The 21,788-nt window shown below is 62.9% G+C and carries 19 protein-coding genes; 16 read left to right on the forward strand and 3 right to left on the reverse strand.

From position 1 onward, the window contains the following. Positions 1-5: 5 nt before the first annotated feature. Both ACQZ6J_RS30450 and ACQZ6J_RS30455 read left to right on the forward strand, forming a co-directional pair. Positions 6-1,094, forward strand: a complete 1,089-nt coding sequence (locus ACQZ6J_RS30450) for an ABC transporter ATP-binding protein (protein ID WP_449086758.1) — start codon at positions 6-8, stop codon at positions 1,092-1,094. Between the two features lie 56 nt (positions 1,095-1,150). After that, a complete protein-coding gene (locus ACQZ6J_RS30455) occupies positions 1,151-3,154 on the forward strand; it encodes an aldo/keto reductase (protein ID WP_449086759.1) in 2,004 nt (667 codons plus the stop codon). A gap of 182 nt (positions 3,155-3,336) precedes the next feature. Here the strand turns inward: ACQZ6J_RS30455 and ACQZ6J_RS30460 are convergent, their stop codons facing one another. Beyond that, positions 3,337-3,870 (reverse strand): methylated-DNA--[protein]-cysteine S-methyltransferase, encoded by a 534-nt coding sequence (locus ACQZ6J_RS30460; RefSeq protein WP_163991702.1) that lies wholly within the window; start codon positions 3,868-3,870, stop codon positions 3,337-3,339. Positions 3,871-4,122: 252 nt separating this feature from the next. Between ACQZ6J_RS30460 and ACQZ6J_RS30465 the strand changes: the two genes are divergently transcribed. Then, complete coding sequence (locus ACQZ6J_RS30465) at positions 4,123-4,458, forward strand: DUF6665 family protein (RefSeq protein WP_163991700.1); 336 nt, start codon at positions 4,123-4,125, stop codon at positions 4,456-4,458. Between the two features lie 3 nt (positions 4,459-4,461). Here ACQZ6J_RS30465 and ACQZ6J_RS30470 read toward each other — a convergent pair whose 3' ends face one another. Further along, entirely contained in the window at positions 4,462-5,664 is a 1,203-nt protein-coding gene (locus tag ACQZ6J_RS30470; RefSeq protein WP_449086760.1) for an ROK family transcriptional regulator, read from the reverse strand. Positions 5,665-5,896: 232 nt separating this feature from the next. Here ACQZ6J_RS30470 and ACQZ6J_RS30475 point away from each other — a divergent pair, with 232 nt between their 5' ends. The 13 genes from ACQZ6J_RS30475 (at position 5,897) to ACQZ6J_RS30535 (ending at position 21,039) form a co-directional block, all read left to right on the forward strand. Further along, entirely contained in the window at positions 5,897-7,135 is a 1,239-nt protein-coding gene (locus ACQZ6J_RS30475; RefSeq protein WP_163991697.1) for an extracellular solute-binding protein, read from the forward strand. Positions 7,136-7,205: 70 nt separating this feature from the next. Further along, positions 7,206-8,090: a carbohydrate ABC transporter permease gene (locus tag ACQZ6J_RS30480; RefSeq protein ID WP_163991694.1), complete on the forward strand. Its 885-nt coding sequence runs from the start codon at positions 7,206-7,208 to the stop codon at positions 8,088-8,090. After that, complete coding sequence (locus tag ACQZ6J_RS30485) at positions 8,090-8,935, forward strand: carbohydrate ABC transporter permease (RefSeq protein WP_449086761.1); 846 nt, start codon at positions 8,090-8,092, stop codon at positions 8,933-8,935. The genes ACQZ6J_RS30480 and ACQZ6J_RS30485 overlap by 1 nt, the downstream gene beginning before the upstream one ends. Continuing rightward, on the forward strand, positions 8,932-9,954 hold the full coding sequence (locus ACQZ6J_RS30490) for an SIS domain-containing protein (protein WP_449086762.1): 1,023 nt from the start codon (positions 8,932-8,934) through the stop codon (positions 9,952-9,954). Before ACQZ6J_RS30485 ends, ACQZ6J_RS30490 begins: the two co-directional genes overlap by 4 nt. Continuing rightward, positions 9,955-10,884: a PfkB family carbohydrate kinase gene (locus ACQZ6J_RS30495; RefSeq protein ID WP_449086763.1), complete on the forward strand. Its 930-nt coding sequence runs from the start codon at positions 9,955-9,957 to the stop codon at positions 10,882-10,884. After that, the gene (locus ACQZ6J_RS30500) at positions 10,881-11,945 is read left to right on the forward strand and encodes an ABC transporter ATP-binding protein (RefSeq protein ID WP_449086764.1); all 1,065 of its coding nucleotides are present in this window, start codon (positions 10,881-10,883) and stop codon (positions 11,943-11,945) included. Before ACQZ6J_RS30495 ends, ACQZ6J_RS30500 begins: the two co-directional genes overlap by 4 nt. A gap of 182 nt (positions 11,946-12,127) precedes the next feature. Then, the gene (locus ACQZ6J_RS30505; protein WP_449086765.1) at positions 12,128-13,348 is read left to right on the forward strand and encodes a hypothetical protein; all 1,221 of its coding nucleotides are present in this window, start codon (positions 12,128-12,130) and stop codon (positions 13,346-13,348) included. A gap of 97 nt (positions 13,349-13,445) precedes the next feature. Beyond that, positions 13,446-14,120 carry a response regulator transcription factor gene (locus ACQZ6J_RS30510; protein WP_163991683.1) on the forward strand — a complete coding sequence of 225 codons (675 nt, stop codon included), beginning with the start codon at positions 13,446-13,448 and terminating at the stop codon, positions 14,118-14,120. After that, on the forward strand, positions 14,117-15,454 hold the full coding sequence (locus ACQZ6J_RS30515) for a sensor histidine kinase (protein WP_449086766.1): 1,338 nt from the start codon (positions 14,117-14,119) through the stop codon (positions 15,452-15,454). Before ACQZ6J_RS30510 ends, ACQZ6J_RS30515 begins: the two co-directional genes overlap by 4 nt. Before the next feature lie 275 nt (positions 15,455-15,729). Then, positions 15,730-16,362 carry an outer membrane protein gene (locus ACQZ6J_RS30520; RefSeq protein WP_163991679.1) on the forward strand — a complete coding sequence of 211 codons (633 nt, stop codon included), beginning with the start codon at positions 15,730-15,732 and terminating at the stop codon, positions 16,360-16,362. A 154-nt stretch (positions 16,363-16,516) separates the two neighbouring features. Next, the gene (locus ACQZ6J_RS30525; RefSeq protein ID WP_449086767.1) at positions 16,517-17,629 is read left to right on the forward strand and encodes an efflux RND transporter periplasmic adaptor subunit; all 1,113 of its coding nucleotides are present in this window, start codon (positions 16,517-16,519) and stop codon (positions 17,627-17,629) included. Positions 17,630-17,638: 9 nt separating this feature from the next. Continuing rightward, on the forward strand, positions 17,639-20,770 hold the full coding sequence (locus ACQZ6J_RS30530) for an efflux RND transporter permease subunit (protein WP_449086768.1): 3,132 nt from the start codon (positions 17,639-17,641) through the stop codon (positions 20,768-20,770). A 74-nt stretch (positions 20,771-20,844) separates the two neighbouring features. Next, entirely contained in the window at positions 20,845-21,039 is a 195-nt protein-coding gene (locus tag ACQZ6J_RS30535; RefSeq protein ID WP_449086769.1) for a hypothetical protein, read from the forward strand. A 49-nt stretch (positions 21,040-21,088) separates the two neighbouring features. Here ACQZ6J_RS30535 and ACQZ6J_RS30540 read toward each other — a convergent pair whose 3' ends face one another. Further along, on the reverse strand, positions 21,089-21,460 hold the full coding sequence (locus tag ACQZ6J_RS30540) for a hypothetical protein (protein ID WP_449086771.1): 372 nt from the start codon (positions 21,458-21,460) through the stop codon (positions 21,089-21,091). Between the last annotated feature and the right edge of the window lie 328 nt (positions 21,461-21,788).

Here is a 21,788-nt window from a genome sequence, read left to right on the forward strand (position 1 = left end):
CCTGTATGGCTGAACTGTCTCTTACCAATGTCGTCAAACGCTACGGTGCGCTGGAAATCATCCACGGTGCCAATCTCGATGTGAAGGACGGCGAATTCGTCGTCTTCGTCGGGCCGTCGGGATGCGGCAAGTCCACGCTGCTGCGCATGATCGCCGGGCTGGAGGATATTTCCGGCGGCGAACTCAAGATCGGCGGCCGCATGGTCAACGATGTCGAACCGGCCGATCGCGGCATCGCCATGGTCTTCCAGTCCTATGCGCTCTATCCGCATCTGACGGTCGAGCAGAACCTCAACTTCGGCCTGCGCATGAACGGCAATCCGAAGGCCGATACCGATCGCCGCGTCAAGCAGGCGGCCGAGATCCTGCAGATCACCGAATTGATGCAGCGCCGGCCGAAGCAGCTTTCCGGCGGCCAGCGCCAGCGCGTCGCCATCGGCCGCGCCATCGTGCGCGAGCCGCAGATCTTCCTGTTCGACGAGCCGCTGTCCAACCTCGACGCCGAGTTGCGCGTGCAGATGCGCGTCGAAATCTCGCGTCTTCACAAGAAGCTCGGCACGACGATGATCTACGTCACGCACGACCAGACCGAGGCGATGACGCTGGCCGACAAGATCGTCGTGCTGCGCAGCGGCAACATCGAACAGGTGGGAGCGCCGCTCGATCTCTACGACGATCCGGCCAACCAGTTCGTAGCCGGATTCGTCGGCTCGCCGAAAATGAATTTCCTGCAGGCCGAGGTCACGGACAATCAGCCCGGCCGCATCGACATCGTGCTCAAGGGCCAGCGCAACGTGCGCCTGACATTGCCTGTCACCTCGGCAAAGGTCGAGGTCGGGCAATCGGTGACGATCGGTGTTCGCCCGGAACATTTCCTCGAGGCCGGGCGCGGCGACGCGGACATGACCGTCGACGTCGATGTCGCGGAGCATCTCGGCAATACCAGCTACATCTACGCCAATATCGACAGCGGCGAGCAGATCGTCATCGAGCGCGAGGAGTCCCGCAACACGGGCAATCGCGACAAGCTCACCGTGGCGCTATCGGCGGCCAAGACATTCCTGTTCGACAGCGCCGGCAACCGATTGCGGTAGGCGCTGCCCTTCATTCCCTCCCAAGACAGCATGCAGATTTAGGAAAGGACCGTTTCATGACTACCGACACACCAATCCGCTGGGGCATCATCGGCCCCGGCCGGATCGCGCAGACTTTTGCCGACGGCGTCGCCCATTCCCGTAGCGGCAAGCTGGTGGCCATCGCCAGCCGCAATCCGGACAAGCCGGGTCTCGGCGATGGGTTCCCCGGCGCCCGCATCGTCAACGGCTATGACGCCTTGCTGGCCGACAAGGAGATCGACGCCGTCTATATCGCCACACCGCATACCGGCCACGCCGAATGGGCGATCAAGGCGATCCGCGCCGGCAAGCATGTACTCGTCGAAAAGCCGATCGCGCTTTCGGCCTTCGATGCCGAAGCCATCTATTATGAAGCCAAGAAGGCCGGTGTCTTCGCCGGCGAAGCCTTCATGTACCGCGTCCATCCGCAGACGGAGAAGTTGATCGAGCTGGTGAAAAGCGGCGCGATCGGCGAACTGCGCATCATCCGCTCCTCCTTCGGCTTCAACATGGGCACGGTTAAGCCGGAGCACCGGCTGTTTGCCAACGAAACGGCCGGCGGCGGCATCCTCGATGTCGGCGGCTATCCGGTATCGATGGCGCGCCTGATCGCCGGTGCCGCCGACGGCAAGCCGTTCCTCGATCCCGAGAAGGTCTCGGGCGTCGGCCATCTCGGCCAGACGGGCGTCGACGAATGGGCCTCCGCCGTGCTGAAGTTCCCGAACGGCATCATCGCCGAAGTCTCATGCTCGATCATGGCGAACCAGGACAACACGCTGCGCATCATCGGCTCGGAAGGCCGTATCGAAGTCGCAGACTTCTGGTTCGCATCGGGCCACAAGGGCGGCGTCGGCAAGATCGAGCTCATCAAGGGCGGCGAGACCCGGACAATTGAAGTCAAGGAAGAGCGCTGGCTCTATTCCTTCGAAGTCGATGCGGCGGGCGATGCCATCCGCGCCGGAGCCAAGGAATTCGCCTATCCCGGCATCGGCTGGGCGGATTCGATCGGCAATCTCAGGGTCCTCGACCAGTGGCGCGCATCGATCGGCCTCGAATATGAGGTGGAGAAGGCGGCACACAGGACGAAGAACATCGCCGGCGGGGCCGTCACCAAGGGCAGCAGCATTCCGAAGCGCAGCATTCCGGGCATCGCCAAGCCGGCATCGCTCGTCACGCTCGGCTTCGAGTTCTTCCCGAATTTCGCCGCCGCCTCGCTGACGCTCGACGCCTTCTATGAGGCCGGCGGCAATGCCTTCGACACGGCCTATGTCTATGGCGGCGGCAAGACGGAGAGCATCTTCGGCGATTGGCACACCAGCCGCAACGTGCCGCGCGAGGAGATCGTGCTGATCGGCAAGGGGGCGCATTCGCCGCTTTGCTACCCGGACATGATCGCCAAGCAACTCGACCAGTCGCTTACCCGCCTGAAGACCGACTATGTCGACATCTACTTCATGCATCGCGACAATACCGACGTTCCGGTCGGCGAGTTCGTCGATGCCATGGATGCCGAGGTGAAGGCCGGCCGCATTCGCGGCATCTTCGGCGGCTCGAACTGGACGCGCGCCCGCTTCGACGAGGCCATCGCCTATGCCGAGAAGAACGGCAAGACGGCGCCGGCCGCCCTTTCCAACAACTTCTCGCTGGCGGAAATGCTAGACCCGATCTGGGCCGGCTGCATCGCCGCCTCGGACGACGAATGGAAAGCCTGGCTGAACGCCAAGCAGATCCCGAACTTCGCCTGGTCGAGCCAGGGCCGCGGCTTCTTCACCGACCGCGCCGGCCGCGACAAGCGCGACGACGAGGAAGTCGTTCGCGTCTGGTATTCCGAGCGTAACTTCGGCCGCCGCGACAGGGCGATCGAACTGGCGCAGAAGCTCGGCCGCAATCCGATCCACATCGCGCTTGCCTACGTCGTCGCCCAGCCCTTCCCTGTGATACCGCTGATCGGCCCGCGCACGATCGCCGAGCTGGAAGACAGCCTTTCGGCGCTCGACATCAAGCTGACGCCGGAACAGGTGAAGTGGCTCGAAGGCTGAGATAGCCCCCCCGATCGTGACGTCACGGTCGATTGATGAGCTTGGATACGAGAATTGAAAACAGCCCATCCGGTTTCCGGATGGGCTGTTTAATATGGGAGAAGATCATTGCCGCACACCTCCTTCTCCCCGAGGGTAAAAGGAGTTTACGGCGCCAACTTGCCCATACGACCAAGGAGACGTCAGGCGGCGAAATCGAATGTCTTCGTGTCCGCTCCCTCGAGCCGCAGCAGATAGGCCTTGCGCTCGAGACCGCCGGCGAATCCACGCAGATCACCCGCCGATCCCACGACGCGATGGCATGGCGCGATAATCGAGATCGGGTTGCGGCCATTGGCGGCACCGACCGCGCGGATCGCCTTTGCCGAGCCGATCTCTGTTGCGATCTGGCGGTAGCTCCTCGTCTCGCCGAAGGGGATGGCGAGCAGCGCCTGCCAGACCTTCTGCTGGAATTCCGTTCCGGCAAAATCAAGCGGTAGATCAAAGGCCTGTCGTTCGCCGGCGAAATATTCGCGAAGCTGCCGCTCGGTCTCCAGCAGGACGGGATGGCCCGCATCCTCGTCGACGATGAGCAGCGGCACGCGGCCCGGCCGATCATTGTCCCACAGGATGGCGGCAAGCCCATCATCGCTGCCGACGAGCTTCAATGCGCCGACAGGCGAGTTCATGATGCGATAGACGTAGTGCTTGCCGTCATATCTGGTCGCTTTGGTCATGCCGATATCCTTTCTTCGAATTGCGCTCGCGTTGCCGGCGAGATTGCCCTCCATGGAGCGCTTATGGCCGTATAGGACCGCAAATGGCCGGCTCCAGCCACCCGAAAAGAGACGGCAGACAGGGAAATCCATTATTTCCGGCTCTACCCGCCCAAGATCACGATGACGCAGGCAGCCTGCTTACGCTTGGGAAACGGCCCGGAATTGTGTAAAACCAAGGACAGACAGATCGCCCAGCATGCGGAGCCCCCTATGACAGTTCGCCCGCCGCGCAATTTCAATCCATCGCAAACGCATGAGACCGGACTTGGAATTCTCGAATACGAGATGATGTCGGAACGGGCCAGCACGCTCGGCCACCACGGCCTGAAGGTCGAGGCGGCGCTCGCCGCATTGCAGGAAGGCGAAGCCAAGGGCAAGGAAGGCGCGGAGCACGAGCGGCTGGTGGATACCGCCGCCCAAGCCGTCTGGGCGATGTTCATTCACCGCGAGATCTGCGGCCTGCGCAACAGCCGCGACGTCATCCAGCGTTACGGTATTCCGAACAAGGTGCTTGCGCGCCTGGGCGCCAGCCCGCGCCATCCCTAAACGTCAGGATTTCAGAATCGCCGAGAAGCGCGGATCGAAGGCATGGCCGATGGGTTCGGCCGCCGCGCCGCGCGCCACCGCCCAGGGGTCGGTCATGCCGAGCTGCAGGCGCGGCAACAGGCGGTCGGGCCGATCCGCGTTCGACGGCAATAGCGGCTGCATGGCCGCGATCAGCCGCAGCGCCAGCGCCGCGGGCGCACCGCCGCACAAGATTACCGTCTGCGGATCGAAGATGGTTTCGATGAGCTGCACGCTCCAGCGCAGGTCGATCGCCGCCCTTTCGATCCAGGCGAGAATATCCGGATCGTCGGCGGCAGCGCGGTCGTTTATCAGCGAATAGATATCCGGCGCCATCGGATCGACGCCAAGGTGATCGTAGAGCGAGGCGAGCGAGGCGCGATGCTCCAGCTGGGTCAGCCGCCCGCCCGCCGTCAACAGGGCCATACCGATTTCGCCGGCATTGCCATGGGCACCGCTGTAGAGCTCGCCGCCGAGAATGAGCCCCGCGCCGATACCGTAGCCGACATAGAGGCAGACGGCATGGTCGAGACCATGCGCCGCGCCGACCATGCGCTCGGCGGTAGCGCAGGCGGCCGCGTCGTTCTGCAGGGTGACGTTGAGGCCGGTGCCGGCAGACAGCGTTTCCAGCAGCGGAAAGCGCTGCCACGGGCCCATCATCCAGGGATTGTCGACATCATTCTGATCTATGCCGAAAGGTCCCGGCATCGCCGCGCCGAGGCCGACGAGACGCTTTTCCGCCTGCGCCACGCGCTGCTTGAGCTCGCTGCGCACATCCTGCACCAGCTGCAGCACGACGGGCGTGCCCGTCGCCGGTCCGCCGGCCGGGAGGTTCGCCTCCTTGCGGATGAGGACATTGCCGACAAGATCGACGGCGATGGCGCGGGTGATGTGACGGTCGATCTGCAGGCCGATGGCGAAGGCGCCCTCCGGCACCAGGCCATAGGGCGTGGAGGGCTGGCCACGGCCGCGCCGCACCGTTTCCCGCGACGTGACGAGGCCGCCGTTTTCCAGCTCTTCCATGATGTTGGAGACCGTCTGCTTCGTCAGGCGGGTGGCCCGCGCGAGATCGGCGCGGGAGAGCGCACCGTTCAGGCGCAGCGCGTCAATAATCACCCGCCGGTTATGGGCACTGGTGCCCTCATGGTTCGTTCCGCTCGTAGCCCTGATCGGGCGAATATCGTTCATCTGTTTTTGCCTCTTGACACCAATAGAATATTGAAGAACAAATTAGTCAAGACAATTGACTTAAAAGAAACCACAGAGTTTCATCAGGGAACGCAGGGAGCCCACGGGCTCCAAAGGACGCTGCGACAGATGTTCGGCAGCCGGCCCGGCCAATTGCCTGCTCGACACCCGATGGCGACACTTCGACCGCCATTGGAAAAATCGCGTGACTGTCAAAAAACTGGAGGATGGAATGTTGAAATCATTGAACAAGACATTGCTCGGCGCAGCGCTGATCGGCGCATCCTTCGCCTCGCATGCCTTTGCTGAAACCACGATCAATGCCCTCTTCATGGCGCAGGCTGCCTATAGCGAAGCCGACGTGCGCGCCATGACGGATGCCTTCTCCAAGGCCAATCCGGATATCAAGGTCAATCTCGAATTCGTGCCTTACGAAGGCCTGCACGACAAGACTGTGCTGGCACAGGGTTCGGGCGGCGGCTACGACGTCGTGCTGTTCGACGTCATCTGGCCGGCCGAATACGCGACCAACAAGGTTCTGGTCGACGTATCCTCGCGCGTCTCCGACGATATGAAGAAGGGCGTGCTGCCGGGCGCATGGACGACGGTCCAGTACGACGGCAAATATTACGGCATGCCCTGGATCCTCGATACCAAGTACCTGTTCTACAACAAGGAAATCCTGGAAAAGGCCGGCATCAAGACGCCGCCGAAGACCTGGGACGAGCTGAACGAACAGGCCAAGATCATCAAGGACAAGGGCCTGCTGGCAACGCCGATCGCCTGGAGCTGGTCGCAGGCGGAAGCCGCGATCTGCGATTACACCACGCTCGTCAGCGCCTATAAGGGCGACTTCCTGAAGGACGGCAAGCCGGACTTCCAGAACGGCGGCGGCCTCGATGCCCTGAAATATATGGTCGACAGCTACAAGTCCGGCCTCACCAATCCGAACTCGAAGGAATTCCTCGAAGAGGACGTCCGCAAGGTCTTCGAAAACGGTGACGCCGCCTTCGCGCTGAACTGGACCTACATGTACAACATGGCGAACGACCCGAAGGACAGCAAGGTTGCCGGCAAGGTCGGCGTCGTGCCGGCACCGGGCGTCGCCGGCAAGAGCGAGGCTTCGGCCGTCAACGGCTCCATGGGCCTCGGCATCACCACCGCCAGCAAGCATCCGGACGAGGCCTGGAAATACATCACCTTCATGACCTCGCAAGCGACGCAGAACCAGTATGCCAAGCTCAGCCTGCCGATCTGGGCATCGTCCTACAGCGACCCGGCCGTCACCAAGGGCCAGGAAGAACTGATCGCGGCCGCCAAGGTCGGCCTCGCCGCCATGTATCCGCGTCCGACGACGCCGAAGTATCAGGAACTGTCGACCGCACTTCAGCAGGCGATCCAGGAATCGCTGCTCGGCCAGTCTTCGCCGGAAGACGCGCTGAAGTCGGCTGCCGACAACAGCGGTCTCTGATATTCTAAATCGGGCGGTGCCAGTCACCGCCCGCCCTATCCTCCATGAAGAATGAAAGAAGGGGCCCGTCATGTCCGGCACCTCTATGACAACTCGCGCCTGGTTTTTGATGTTGCCGCTGCTTGTGGTGATGGTGGCCGTCATCGGCTGGCCGCTCGTCGATACCGTCGGCCTTTCTTTCACGGATGCAAAGCTTGTCGGCACCGGCGGCAATTTCGTCGGCATCGACAATTACGCCAAGATGCTGGCGAACTCCAATTTCCAGCGCACCCTGATCACCACGGCCTGGTTCGCGATCGTCTCCGTTGCCGCCGAAATGGTGCTCGGCGTGCTTGCCGCGCTGCTGCTGAACCAGGAGTTCAAGGGTCGTGGCGTGCTGCGCGCGCTGATGATCCTGCCCTGGGCGCTGCCAACCGTCGTCAACGCAACACTCTGGCGGCTGATCTACAATCCGGAATACGGTGCTCTCAATGCGGCACTCACCCAGCTCGGCCTGCTCGACGCCTATCGCTCCTGGCTCGGCGAACCCGGCACGGCGCTGACGGCGCTGATCGTCGCCGACTGCTGGAAGAACTTTCCCCTCGTGGCGCTGATCGCGCTTGCAGCCCTGCAGGCCGTGCCACGCGACATCACTGCCGCATCGCTGGTTGACGGCGCAGGCCCCTTCAAGCGCTTCCGTTTCGTCATCCTTCCTTATCTCGTGGGACCGCTGATGGTGGCGCTGGTGCTGCGCACCATCGAGGCCTTCAAGGTCTTCGACATCATCTGGGTGATGACGCGCGGCGGCCCGGCAAACAGCACGCGCACGCTGTCGATCCTCGTCTATCAGGAGGCTTTCTCCTTCCAGCGGGCTGGATCCGGCGCATCGCTCGCCCTCATCGTCACGCTGCTGGTCACGGTGCTTGCCGCCGCCTATGCCGCCCTTGTCCGCAAAACCGCGGGGAGTGCCACCTGATGGAACGCAAGAGCCCTCTCTTCACCTGCTTTATCTATGTCTGCGCCATCCTGCTCGCCGCCATCATCCTGGCACCAATTGCCTGGCTGTTCATCATGAGCATTTCGCCGGCTGCCGACCTTGCCGCCAAGCCGCTGCGCTGGTGGCCGCAGACAGCCGATTTCTCGCGCTACAAGGTCCTGCTGTCGACGCTGGAAAACAGCGAGGGGGCGGCGTTCACCTCGTCGCTGCGCAACAGCATCGAAGTGGCCGGCATGGCGACGATCGCGGCGATCGCGCTTGCCATCCCCGCCGGCTGGGCCGTGTCGCGCACGCCCTCGGTCGGCTGGTCTCTGTCCATGGTCATCGCCACCTATATGCTGCCGCCGGTGGCGCTCGCCGTGCCGCTCTATATGGGCCTTGCCCATCTCGGCCTGCTCAACAACGTCTTCGGCCTGGCGCTCGTCTATCTGACGATCCTTGCGCCGTTCACGACCTGGCTGATGAAATCCGGCTTCGATTCCATTCCGAAGGAAATCGAGGCCGCGGCGATGATCGATGGCGCCGGGCTGTTCCAGACGCTGAAGATCATCACGCTGCCGCTTGCCATGCCCGTGATGGCGACCTCGGCGCTCTTCGCCTTCCTGCTTGCCTGGGATGAATTCTTTTATGCGCTGCTCTTCACCTCAGACCAGCGCGCCAAAACCCTCACCGTCGCCATAGCGGATCTCGCCGGCGGCCGTGTCTCGGATTACGGACTGATCGCGACTGCCGGCGTGCTCGCCGCCCTGCCCCCGGTGCTGATCGGCCTTGTCATGCAACGCGCCCTGATCTCGGGCCTGACCAATGGCGGCGTCAAGGGATGACCATGACCCAGGAGAAAACACGTCCCGAAGGCCTTGCCGCCATCGACCGCGAAATGGGCCGGCAACATGCCGATGCGCTTGCCTCCTTCGAGGCTGCCGCCGCCATGGCCGCCAAAGCCGCCGCCTCGCTGACGCGCACCGGCAAGCTGCTGCTGCTCGGCATGGGCGGCTCCCACGCCGTCAACCGCGCGGTCGAGCCGCTCTATCGCTCTGCCGGCATCGATGCGATCGCATTGCCGCTCTCCGAACAGCTCGGCCAGCCGCTGTCGCTGGAAGGGCGTACCATTTTCATGACCTCGCAATCCGGCGAAAGCGCCGAGGTGCTGCGCTGGTTCGATGAGACGGGCGGCACCGCCGATACCTTCGGCTTGACGCTGGAGGCCAGCTCTTTCCTCGCCAGAACCGCGCCTTCTCTCGTCGGCGCGGGCGGCACCGAGCTTGCCTTTGCCGCAACCCGCAGCCTCACCGTGAGCTTCGCGCTGCATCTGGCGATCTTCGCCGCTCTCGGGCAGGATCCATCGCCCGCCTTGGCCGTGCTTCGCGCGCCTGAGGCGCTCGATATCAAGCCGGCGCTCTCTGCACTTGCCAATGTCGCCACGGTCGTCACCTCGGGCCGTCGCCTGCAGGGCGTTGCCGAGGCGCTGGCGCTCGGCCTCACCGAACTTTCCCGCCGCCCCTGCTTCTCGCTCGAAGGCGGCCAGCTGCGGCACGGCCCGATGGAGATGCTCGGGCCGTCGATCGGCGTCGTGCTTTTCCGCGGCAATGATGCGACGGCTGGCCTCGTGACAGCCATGGCCGTTTCGGCCGTCGAAACGGATGCGCCTGTGGTCATCTTCGACGGTTCGCAGGAAGAGCCGGTCCCTGGCTGCGTCACGCTGCGCTTCAAGCCGGAAACCGGGCTTGCGGCCATCTTCCAGATGCTGCCTGTGGCGCAGTCGCTAATGATCGCCTTCGCCGACGAGCGGGTGGAAAATGCCGGCACGCCGGTACGCTCCACCAAGATCACCCGGAGCGAATGAATGAAGCCGCTTGCAGTCATCGGCAACGTCAATGTCGACCTGATCCTCGGGCCGGCCGCGCCTTGGCCCAAGGCCGGCACGGAGATCATCGTCGATCATGACGAGCTGCGCGTCGGCGGCCAGGCAGGCAACAGCGCGCTTGCCTGGGACGGTCTCGGCATCGACTATGAGATATCGGCCAATGTCGGCAACGACCAGTTCGGGCGCTGGCTGAGCGAGGCATTCGGTGCCCGCAGCATCAAGTGGCCTGTCAGCCCCGAGGGCACGACGCTCTCGGTCGGCATCACCCATCCGGATGGCGAGCGCACCTTCTTCACGACGCGCGGCCACCTGCCGAGGTTCAGTCTCGATAACGTGCTTGCGGTGCTCGATGGAGCAAAGCTCGCCGGCGGCTACGCGCTTTTGTGCGGCGCCTTCCTCACCGAAGATCTCACGCGGGATTACGACGCCCTGTTCGACTGGGCCGACAAGCACCGCATCACCGTTGCTCTCGACACCGGCTGGCCGCTCGATGGCTGGACCGAGGCGAATTGCGATGCCACGCGCCGCTGGCTTGTGCGCTGCGGCGTGGCGCTGATGAACGAGGTCGAAACCACGACGTTAGCCGGCATGGACGATCCGGCCGAAGCCGCTCGCGCGCTCCATGCGCTGATGCCCAAGGGCGCCATCTTCGTCGTCAAGCGCGGCCCGGACGGCGCCATAGCCATTGATGCCGGCGGCAAGCTCGTTTCAGCCGCTGCGCCGCGTGTCACGGTCGTCGATACGATCGGCGCCGGCGATGTCTTCAATGCCGGCTTCCTGGCCGCCCTTGCCCGCGACGAACCGCCCGAGGCCTGCCTTTCGGCGGGGACCGCTGTCGCTTCCCGCGCCATTTCCACTCTGCCGCGCAGCTATGGCCCGGCCCAAGCATCCGAGGAGGCCGTTCGATGAGCGCGCTCGAAATCCAGAACATCCGCAAGAGCTACGGCGAAGTGGAGACGCTGAAAGGCATCGACATTTCGCTCGAAAGCGGCGAATTCCTGGTGCTGCTCGGCTCGTCGGGCTGCGGCAAGTCCACGCTGCTGAACATCATCGCCGGACTTGCCGAGGCAACCAGCGGCGATATCCGCATCGGGGATCGCTCCGTGCTCGGCGTCCATCCGAAGGACCGCGACATCGCCATGGTGTTCCAGTCCTATGCGCTCTATCCGAACCTCTCGGTCCACCGCAACATCGGCTTCGGCCTGGAGATGCGCAAGGTGCCGGCGGCCGAGCGCGACAAGGCGGTGCGCGAGGCGGCGAAGCTGCTGCAGATCGAATCGCTGCTCGAGCGCAAGCCGAGCCAGCTTTCCGGCGGCCAGCGCCAGCGCGTGGCGATCGGCCGGGCGCTGGTGCGCAAGCCGGAAGTCTTCCTGTTCGACGAGCCGCTGTCCAACCTCGACGCCAAGCTGCGCATGGAGATGCGCACGGAACTGAAACGCCTGCACCAGATGCTGAAGACCACGGTGGTCTACGTGACCCACGACCAGATCGAAGCGATGACGCTGGCGACCCGCATCGCGGTGATGCGCGACGGCCGGATCGAGCAGCTCGGCACGCCGGACGAGATCTACAACCATCCGGCAACGCTCTATGTCGCGACCTTCGTCGGCGCACCGCCGATGAATCTGCTGAATGCGACGGCGGAAGCGGGCATCCTGCGCATCGACGGGACATCGATCACGTTGCCCCTTCCTGCCACGAAGGTCGATATCAAGGAGGGTCAGGAGCTGGTGGTCGGCATCAGGCCGGAAACGTTGCGCCTGGATGACCATGGCCAGCTTGACGCCGTGTGCGAAGTTGCGGAATTGACGGGTCCGGAGCTGATCGTAACGGCGCAGGCGGGCTCGCAGCGGCTGATGGCCTGCCTGCCGCCGCGCACCGCCATTGCCGAGGGGCAGGCACTGAAGCTCGGCTTCGACGCCAATGCGCTGCACCTCTTCGATCGCGCCACCGGCCAGCGCTGCGACTAGGCCTTCCGCCATAGCCGACAAACGAATTTTCTTTCGCACCCCGATCATATCTGCAAGCTGGAAAGGGTGGCACGCGAACGACTGAGCGCCCGGTGCCACCCGCACGAATTTTCAATCCACGTAATGTTACCGCAAGGCAGAGGCCTGAACCTGACGGTCCAAACGATCGTCGGGAAAGAACCGTGTTTCAACACCTCCAACGCAGCACACGCTGGCCTTTCATCGGGCTTCAATTGAGCAATGCCGCCCTGAATTCCGGCCATGCCTTCGCGACCGTCCTCTATCCCTGGATCATGTACGACCTCACCGGCAGCGTCGTGTGCATGGCGCTCATGGCATTCGTGAACGGCGCGGTGCTCCTGATCGGCATGGTCTTTGGCGGCTATGTGTCGGAGATGCTCGGGGCTCGCCACACGGCGCTGATTTCCGCGAAGGTCGGAATGCTGACGTCGCTGCTGATTGCGGTGCTCTACATGGCGGATTTCCTGCGTCCCGGCACGTTCCTGCTTCTCGGCTTCATCGGCACCGCCCTCGATGGGCCGGCAACCATCGCCACGGAAACCAAAACCCCGGAAGTTGCCCGCCTTTCGAAGCTGTCATCGACCGCCGCCACGTCCATCGACGACGCGATGGACGGCCTGGTGCTGCTGACGGCGGCGGCAGCCAGCGCCTTCGTCATTGCCGTTATCGGCCCGAAGGACGCGGCCTGGTGGATCGTGGTCAGCAATTTCATTGCAATGATGCTTCTGTCCCTCAGCCTGCCGAAATTTCGCCTGGGTCCGGCACCGAAACTTGGCGATATCGCCAATGGCGGCAGGCTGCTCAAGGCTTCGGCCGTGTCGTTGCCATTCACGCTTTGCGCGAGCGCGACGCTCGGCTTCTTCATGACGCTGCAGATTTTCGTCGTGCCGGCCGCCTTGCGGCTGCAGGGCGAATCGGTGGCATGGCTCGGGCTCTTCATCGCGGCATCGGCGACGGGCACGATCATGATGAACCTGCATCTGGCATCGCGTCATGCCATGCCGGATCCCGCTTCCATCGTCTCCGGTGCCCTGCTCGGCCTGGCGGTTTCGATGGGCATCCTATGGATGGAGATTTCGCCGCTGACGATGATGCTTGCCGGTCTCGTCGCCGGGCTGGCCAATGGCTGGCTTTCGCCCGCCTTCGCCGCGATCCTGCAAATGAAGGCGCCACGCAGCTGCCGGCCCTATGTGATGGGTCTCTCCTACTCGATCGTTCTGCTGTTTCTTCCGCTGGAATACCTGCTGACGGGCGCGGCGATCGGGCTTACCTCGTTCCGCACCACCTGCATTTTTCTGGTCTTCCTGCTGTCGCTGGCCGCGGCCGTCAGTGCGGCATGGCTTGAATGCATCGAGGACGAAGAGCCGAAAACAGACGGATAAATGCCGATGATGCGGCAGGCGACGGGTTGCGCGCAATGATGCCGTAATGTTCATCGCTATGTCTGAACAACACTGTTTCGTTTCATGGAGGGTGGAAATGCGCCTCTTGCTTGTAGAGGACGAGCCGCAAATGGCCGATGCGCTTGCGACCGCCCTGCATCAGTACGACATCATCGTGGATCACGCCCCGAACCTGGATTTTGCACGAAGTGCCGTCGCCGAGCATGTGCATGACATGATCGTGCTCGACCGGCAGCTGCCCGACGGCGACGGGCTTGAGCTCATCCGGCATTTGCGTTCGATCGGCGCGGCGACGCCCGTTATCGTGCTGACCGCCCGCGGTTCCGTCGCCGACCGCGTCAGGGGCCTGGACTTCGGTGCCGACGATTATCTCGCCAAGCCGTTCGCGCTGGAGGAACTTCTGGCCCGCATCCGCGCCCTGATGCGCCGGCCGGCAACCGTTGCCCCGATGGTCGCCAGGCTCGGCAAACTGGAATTCAATCTCGACGACAGAGAAGCGCGGATCGGCGGCAAGGTGCTTGACTTGCCGCGGCGCGAGCTTCTCGTGCTCGAAACGCTCATCCGCCGCCAGGGCAGAACCGTCCTGAGAACGGCGCTTGAAGAGGCCGTCTATGCCTTTGATGACGAGATCCAGTCGAATGCGCTCGATTCGCACGTATCGCGGCTTCGCAAGAAGCTGGCCGACGCACAGGCCGATGTCGAGATCCATGGCATTCGCGGGGTTGGCTACCTGTTGAGGCCGACGGCATGAAGCGTCCCACACCGAAGTCGCTGAAGCGCCGGCTGATCGCGCAGCTTCTGCTCTTCCAGGTCGGCATTCTCTTCCTGTTCAGCGTCGCCTTCGTCGCCTATCTGATACAGGCGGGCGAGGGTATCGTTCTCTCCGATCCCGAATTCGCGGATGTCGCCGCCCGCGCGATCGAACGCAAAGCGGATGGCCGTCTCGTTCTCAACGAGACCGATGAGCTTGCCGGGCTGCGGCAACGCTCCGCCGACTTCTGGTTCGTCGCCCGCAGCGAAAAGGGCGAGATCGTCCAGACCGGCAATGTTCCGGCAGTCTATACGGCAATGGCGCAGAATCTGGACCGTATAACCTTCGGCGACATCAGGGACACCAAGGCGCCCTTCTCATACCTGGCCGTCATACGCAGCGCATCCGGCCCCGCGGGCAGCTTCACCGTGCTCGGCAAGGGCGACGTATTCAGCATGATATACGCCATCCTCCTTCTCTCGAACCTGCTGATGGTGCCTATCCTTATCCTGCTGGTCGTCATCACCATCATCGTCATCCCCTGGATCGTCAGCAGAGCATTTTCCCGCCTTTCCACCATCGCAAGGGAAGCGGAAGCCATCGATATCGACCGACGCGGATACAGGTTGCCGGAAACCGGCATTCCCCGCGAAGTCATGCCCCTCGTCAGCGCGATCAACGGCGCGCTTCAACGCCTCGACGAGGGGCACGAACGCCACCAGCGATTCATTCTCGATGCGGCCCACGAATTGCGCACGCCCGTCGCCATTTTGCAGACGCGTGTCGAAACGATCGTGGAAGGGCCGATCCGCAGCAGGCTCCTGTCCGACGCCGGGCGCATCGCGGCCCTCGCGGAACAACTGCTCGACCTGCAGCGTCTGGACGTCAACGGCGCAAACTTTTCCTCCGTCGACCTGGTGGAAATCTGCCGCGACGTCGCGGCCGACATGGCTCCGCTCGCGATCGCGCAGGGTTACGACCTCTCGCTGGAAACGAAGCTCGACGAGCTGATCATGCAGGGAGATGCCGGTGCGCTGCAGCGCGTCATCCTCAACATCGTGCAGAACGCGATCGAGCACGCAGGCGGCAAGGGAAACATCACAATCGCAATCGACGAACGGGCCGTCATCGAGGTGACGGACGAGGGGCCGGGCATACCCGCGGCGGAACGCGAACGGATCTTCGAGCCGTTCCATCGCCTTCATCCCAACGAGCGCGGAGCCGGCCTGGGGCTGAACCTCGTGAAGGAAATCATGCAGCGGCATGGCGGCCATGTCGTCGTTGCCGACAACCCGGCGGGCGGCGCCCGCTTTCACCTTTGCTTTCCGCACTGAGAGCGAGGGCCGGCGAGCCGATCGCCCAGAGAATTAAATTTCAGTTAAAATATCCCACGTATCTGTATAAAAATACTCGATAATTTTTCAATATTTTCAAACCCTGCAATGTACCTGCAATTCTCACCGGCAAAATGACCTGCATCTCCTGAGGCTGATCCGCTCCCAAGACGGCGGCGCCGGAGAGCAGCAGGAACCGATGTCCGGTTCTCCAACGCAAACAGAGACCTTGCGAGCGCCTAGGGATGGCGCGTGGGTTTCGTATGGAGTTAGCAATGTCGCTCAGCGCAAAATCGATTTTGTTCGCGGCCCTGGCCATGGCGGCCGCGACCAATGCCTTCGCCGCCGATCTCACGACCTATCAGGCGCCCGATGCCTCGGCTTACGACAGGCCGCCGGCCTTCCAATGGAGCGGCGCCTATTTCGGCGCGCATGGCGGTATCGCCTCGCCGAAACTGAACCCTTTTGCCAACGGCAAGGGCCTGACGGGCGGCGTGCAAGCTGGCTACAATTTCCAGGTCGGGCCAGGTATCGTCGGCGCGGAGCTGGAAGGCTCCTACCTCGGAAACAACGAGGTGCGCGTGCCGAACGGCAAAGTGGAAGAACGCTTCCGTGGCGCCGCCAAGGCGAAGGCGGGTCTGACCTTCGACCGCACGCTGGTCTACGGGACGGCGGGTCTGACGATGACGAAGTTCGACGGCGGCAAGGGTGTTTCGAGCCCAAGCGGCTGGAAGCAGGGCTATCTGCTGGGCGGCGGCATCGAACAAGGCTTCGGTGGCGGGCTGTCAGCCAAGATCGAATACAACTACGTCATGACCAACGACGTATCCACGACGACATCAAGCGGCAAATCGAAGACCGATCTGCGCGATCACGTCATCAAGGCCGGCCTGAACTATCGTTTCTGATTCCCGAAATCTGAAGAGGTCGGTGCGCCTTTCAAGCCGAGGCGTGCCCGACTGGGAGCGGCGAAGGATGGCTGATCAAACCCCGAGCCAGTCCTTGCGCCGCTCTCAATCATGAAATGAAAGCATGATGTTGAATGCCATGATGAGCCGTCTCATGAACATAACGATCGCCCTGGCGCTGATGGCGCTGGGAATCGCGGGCGTCATGATCGCAACAGCCGAAACCGAGGCGCCGGATGTGCGAAGCGCCGGGCAAACCGCCACTGTCAAGGCGGTCGAAGTTGCTCCCATGGACGTGATGCAGGTCCAGCGCCAGAATTACAGGCAGGAGATCCGCATCAGCGGCTTCCTCCAGCCGGCCCGCCGCGTGACGCTCACCGCAAGACTGTCGGGAACGCTGGCCGCCGTCGAGGCCGATGTCGGGACGACCGTGCGGACGGGAGACGTCATCGCGCGCTTCGAAACGGAAACCCTGACGCTGACCCTCGACAAGCTGGTCGCGACCACCGAAGCGAAGGCGGCGACGCTTCTGCGGGCGCAGAAGGACCTGGAACGCACACGCAGCCTTGCCGCGACGGGCGGGATCGCCCAGGCCAAATTGACCGAAGTCGAGACCGATGCGGCAGTGCTGAAGGCGGAACTGCGCGCCCTGCAGGCCGAGGAAGCGGAAGCGCGGCGCGCACTGGACGATGCGGTCGTTACCGCGCCGTTCGACGGTATCGTCAACACCCGCGGGATCAATCCCGGGCAGGCCGTGTCGATCAACACCGAACTCTTCGAGATCGTCGATATTGCCAGGCTGGACATGGTGGCCTTGCTCCCTCCGCAAGAGAGCGCCGAACTTTCGATCGGCCAGATGGCGGAGATCGAGGTTGAAGGCTTGCCGAAGAGGTCCTTTTCAGCCCGGCTCGATAGAATAAGCCCCGCCACGGTCGGCACCTCGCGCTCGCTGCAGGTCTATCTGAGGCTTGAACAGACCGTCGCGGGTCTGCGTGGCGGCATGTTCGGCCACGGCACGCTCCGGATCGGTAGCTACGAAAACATTCTTGCGGTCCCCGCGGCAGCCGTCACCAAGGAAGGCGAGGAGGCCTTCGTCCGGACGATTTCCGATGGCGTCGTGCGCCGGCAATCCATCGTCCTCGGCAATGCCAGGGTCGGAGAGGATCTTGTCGAGGTTCGCAGCGGCTTGAAAGAAGGCGATCGCATCATAACCGTACCCCTCGCGGATATCGCTACCGGCACCCCGATAAGAATCGCGGGGCGCTGAGGACCAACGATGTTTCTGGCACGTATTTCCATTCAGCAGCCGGTCTTTGCCACGATGATGATGGCGGCCATCGTTGTTCTGGGCGTCGTCGCCTGGTCACGGCTGCCGGTCGATCTGCTGCCTTCGGTTGATTTGCCGACCGTCGTCGTTTCCACCAATTATGATGGCGCGTCCGCATTTGCGGTCGAACAGCAGGTCAGCCGCCCCATCGAGGAAAGCATCGGCGCAATCTCCGGCATCAAGAAGATTTCCTCGCATTCCTCAACGGGCAATTCGCTCGTCATCGCCGAATTCACCCTCGAAACGCCATCGAGAGCAGCGGCGGACGAGGTGCGCGATCGCATATCGCGATTGCAGGATACGCTTCCCGACGGAGCGGACCGGCCGCTCGTCACGCGCTTCAACCCGCAGGATGCGCCGATCATGTCGCTCGCCGCCTTCTCCGCCGATATTTCCATCGGCCGGATGACCCAGATCGCCGATACGACGATCATGCCGCGACTGCAGCGCGTGCCGGGTGTCGGTCAGGTGACGCTGGTCGGCGGCAGCGAAGATCAGATACGCATTCAACCCGATCCGGCCAAGCTGCAATCCTTCGGCATTCCGATCCCGAACCTGATCGAGGCCATTCAACGGGCGACCCGCGACAGCGCCGTGGGCTCGGTCGCCTCCTCGACGCGGGAGCACAGCATCACCGTCAGCGTCCAGCCGGGCAGCATCGGGGAATTCGCCGATATCGTAATTGCCCGGGACAGCGCTAGCCGCGCCGTGCGCCTCTCGGAAGTCGCCGACGTGATGGAAGCGGGCGCCGATCCGAAGAGCCGGGCATGGTTCAACGGCAAGCCGGCGCTCGGGCTGGACATCAACAAGCTCGAAGGCGCCAATACCGTCGAGGTCGCCCGGGGCATCGAACGGGAGCTGGTCAAGCTGCGAAAGGACGACGCGCTGCGGGACATCGGCATCGTAGTCTCGCAGGACAGCTCCCGCACGATCGTCGGCCAGATCGGCGACGTGCAACGCACCATCATCGAAGGCGGCGTGCTGACGGTCGTGATCGTGCTGCTTTTTCTCAACTCCCGGCGCTCGACCATCATCACCGCGCTGACCCTGCCGGTCTCGGTTATCGGCACATTCGCGGCCATCGCCGTCCTGGGGTTCAGCCTCAACCTGATGACGATGCTGGCGCTGTCGATCTGCATCGGCATCCTGATCGACGACGCCATTGTCGTGCGCGAAAACATCAGCCGTCATGCCGCCATGGGTAAGGATCGCCGACAGGCCGCGCTGGATGGTACGACCGAGATCGGCCTCGCTGTCCTGGCAACGACATTCTCCATCGTCGCGGTCTTTCTTCCGGTCGCGTTCATGGGCGGAGTGATCGGCCGTTTTTTCCTGCAGTTTGGCGTGACCGTCTCCGTGGCTGTGCTGATTTCGCTCTTCGTGTCCTTCACGCTCGATCCCATGCTTTCGAGCGTCTGGGCAGAGCCGCCGGCGCGGAAAGGCGAGGGGCGGCTGCAAGCCCTGCTCGACCGCTTCGACAAGGCATTTGAGCGGATCGCATATCGTTATGGCGGCATGGTCGGCTGGTGCCTCGACCATCGCGCCGTAACGTCCTTCTGCGTCCTCACCCTGTTTGTCGGAAGCCTTTGCCTGATACCAAGGATCGGTATGGAATTCGTGCCGAAATCCGACCAGGGCGCGATCGCCGTCGGGCTCACGCTGCCGGAGGGATCGTCGGTCGACTATACCGCTGCCAAGATCCGGCAGACCGAGGACATCCTGCGGCAGTTTCCCGATATCGGGGATCTCTATTCGACGGTGAACAGCGGCGACGGCGCCAACACCAACGAGGCCAGAATAGCGGCTTCGATGGTAGCTCCCGACAATAGACGCATGACTTCGGTGACGATCGCGCCGAAGCTGCGCGAGGCGCTGGGGCCCGTTGCCGGCGCCAGGATCGAGGTCGGGCAGCCCGGCGACGTCTCCGGCATAGAGGCCAAGACGATCCAGATATCGATCCTTGGCGGTGACCTGAGCATTCTGGAAGAGATATCGCGGGATCTGGCGGCCAAGATCGGCCAGATCCCGGGGATCATCGATCTGGAATCCTCCGCGGACAAGAAGCGGCCGATGCTGATGGTTCGATTGCGCGCGGATGAAGCGGCCGACCTCGGAATCTCGACGGCGACGATCGAGCGTAACCTGCGGCCGCTGGTGGCCGGCGAGACAGTGGCCAGCTGGGCGCATGAGGGCGGCGAATCGCGCTACGTGGCCATAAGGCTGACGGAGGCCGGACGCCGGACGGTCGAGGATCTCGGGCAGATTCCTGTTCCCGTCGAGCGCATGGGCGAGACAGGCCCTGCAATCGCCGTGCCCTTGTCCCAGGTTGCCGATATCAAGGAGACGCTGGCGCCGAAGACGATCATCCGGCGCGACGGCGACCGGGAAGTTCGTCTCGGCGCCAATCTGAGCGGCCGCCCCCTCGGTAAAGTCGTGCGCGACATCCGGGCATTGATCGACTCGGAGAAGCTACCGGCCGGCTACCGCATCGCCATCGGCGGCGAAGCGGACGACATGGCCGAAAGCTTCGGCTATGCAGCCCGGGCGCTGCTGCTGGCCGTCGTGTTCATCTACCTCATCCTGGCATCGCAATTCGGTTCCTTCGTGCAGCCGATCGCCATCATGACCAGCCTGCCGCTTTCGATCAGCGGCGTGCTGATGGGCCTTCTCATAACGGGATCGACGATCAACATCTTCTCGGTCATCGGCTTCATCATGCTCATGGGTCTCGTCACGAAAAATGCCATCCTGCTCGTGGATCATGCCAACAAGCGCCTTCGGGACGGCGCGAGCATGCGGCTGAGCCTGATCGATGCCGGCATTGTCCGCTTCCGGCCCATCGCCATGACCACGTCCGCCATGATTATCGGCATGATGCCGCTGGCGCTCGGCCTCGGCGAAGGCGGGCAGGAACGCGCATCCATGGCGCACGCCGTCATCGGCGGCCTCGTCTCCTCGACTGCCCTGACGCTCGTCTTCGTGCCGGTAGCCCTGTCGTTGATCGAAAGTTGCCGGACGCTGCTGATGAGGAAGAAAGTGAATGGTTCCGCGCCCAGTCAGACAAAGGATGCCACAGCATGACGACGCAAGTCCCCTGGTTCCGCGTCCAAGCCTATGACTACTGAGCTGGCCTACCCTGTCACCAGCAGGGCTGGATGGCGCTTGCGATCCATGTCCTGCTGCTGATGGCGATCATCTCCGTCGGTGGTCTTCACGCAGACAGCTATCCATTCGCCCATGCCACGGCGATCGTCACTCCGACGATACGCCTGATTTCTTCGGTCTGGTGGAAAAACGATGCCCCATGGCGCCGGCGATGGGGCGAATTCGAAGACAGGGAAGAGGACTGATATTCCGGCCCGAGGCCGGAATATCCTTACAAGTCGGATCCGAGGGGAATTATTCGCATTCGAGCGAGGGCTGGCGGAAGCTGGTCACATACCAATCGGATCCGGAGCTTCGGGCATAGAAGGTGTAAAAGCACTCCGTCTGCTCGACATAGCCGGGCGTTTCGGTGACCTCATAGCGTCTGCCGCGGCGCGTTTGCCTGACTTCGCCGCTGGATTGGCCGGCGACCACCTGGGTCTTCTTCTGCCGCCATTGATAGGCGCGCTCATCCGGACGCAGATCATAAACGTTGTCCGGCGGGCCATAATCGAGCATCACGCTGCTGATCGGTGCACCGATATAGCTCTTCATGATTTGCGAGGCACAGGCCGTGAGGATCAGCAAAACTGCGAGCACAGCAATACCAGTTGGCAGCCGCTTCATGCGCGTGACAGGCATCGAGAACGTCCTTTGCAACTGAAGTAAGATCGCAGGCAGAGGTATGTCCGCTGGATTACATCAGCATTGCGCATTGCGGAGTCAGCCGCTTTTGTCAATCATTCCGTTGCGGAGGGTTTTGTTCTTGGCTGCGGTGGGGATGGACTATCGGTTCGGCATGAAGAGCCACCTTGCCGGCTATTTTGGGAATCCGAACCTATGTCGGCCACGCTTATCAGCGTCGACGCGCATCTGTCCCTTGAGGCTTCACCCTTGCTGCCTTTGCGCTTTGGTGTCTTTGGCGCGAGTGCCCGTGTATTGTTTTGGATTTTGG

The organism is Rhizobium sp. A37_96 (assembly GCF_053521765.1).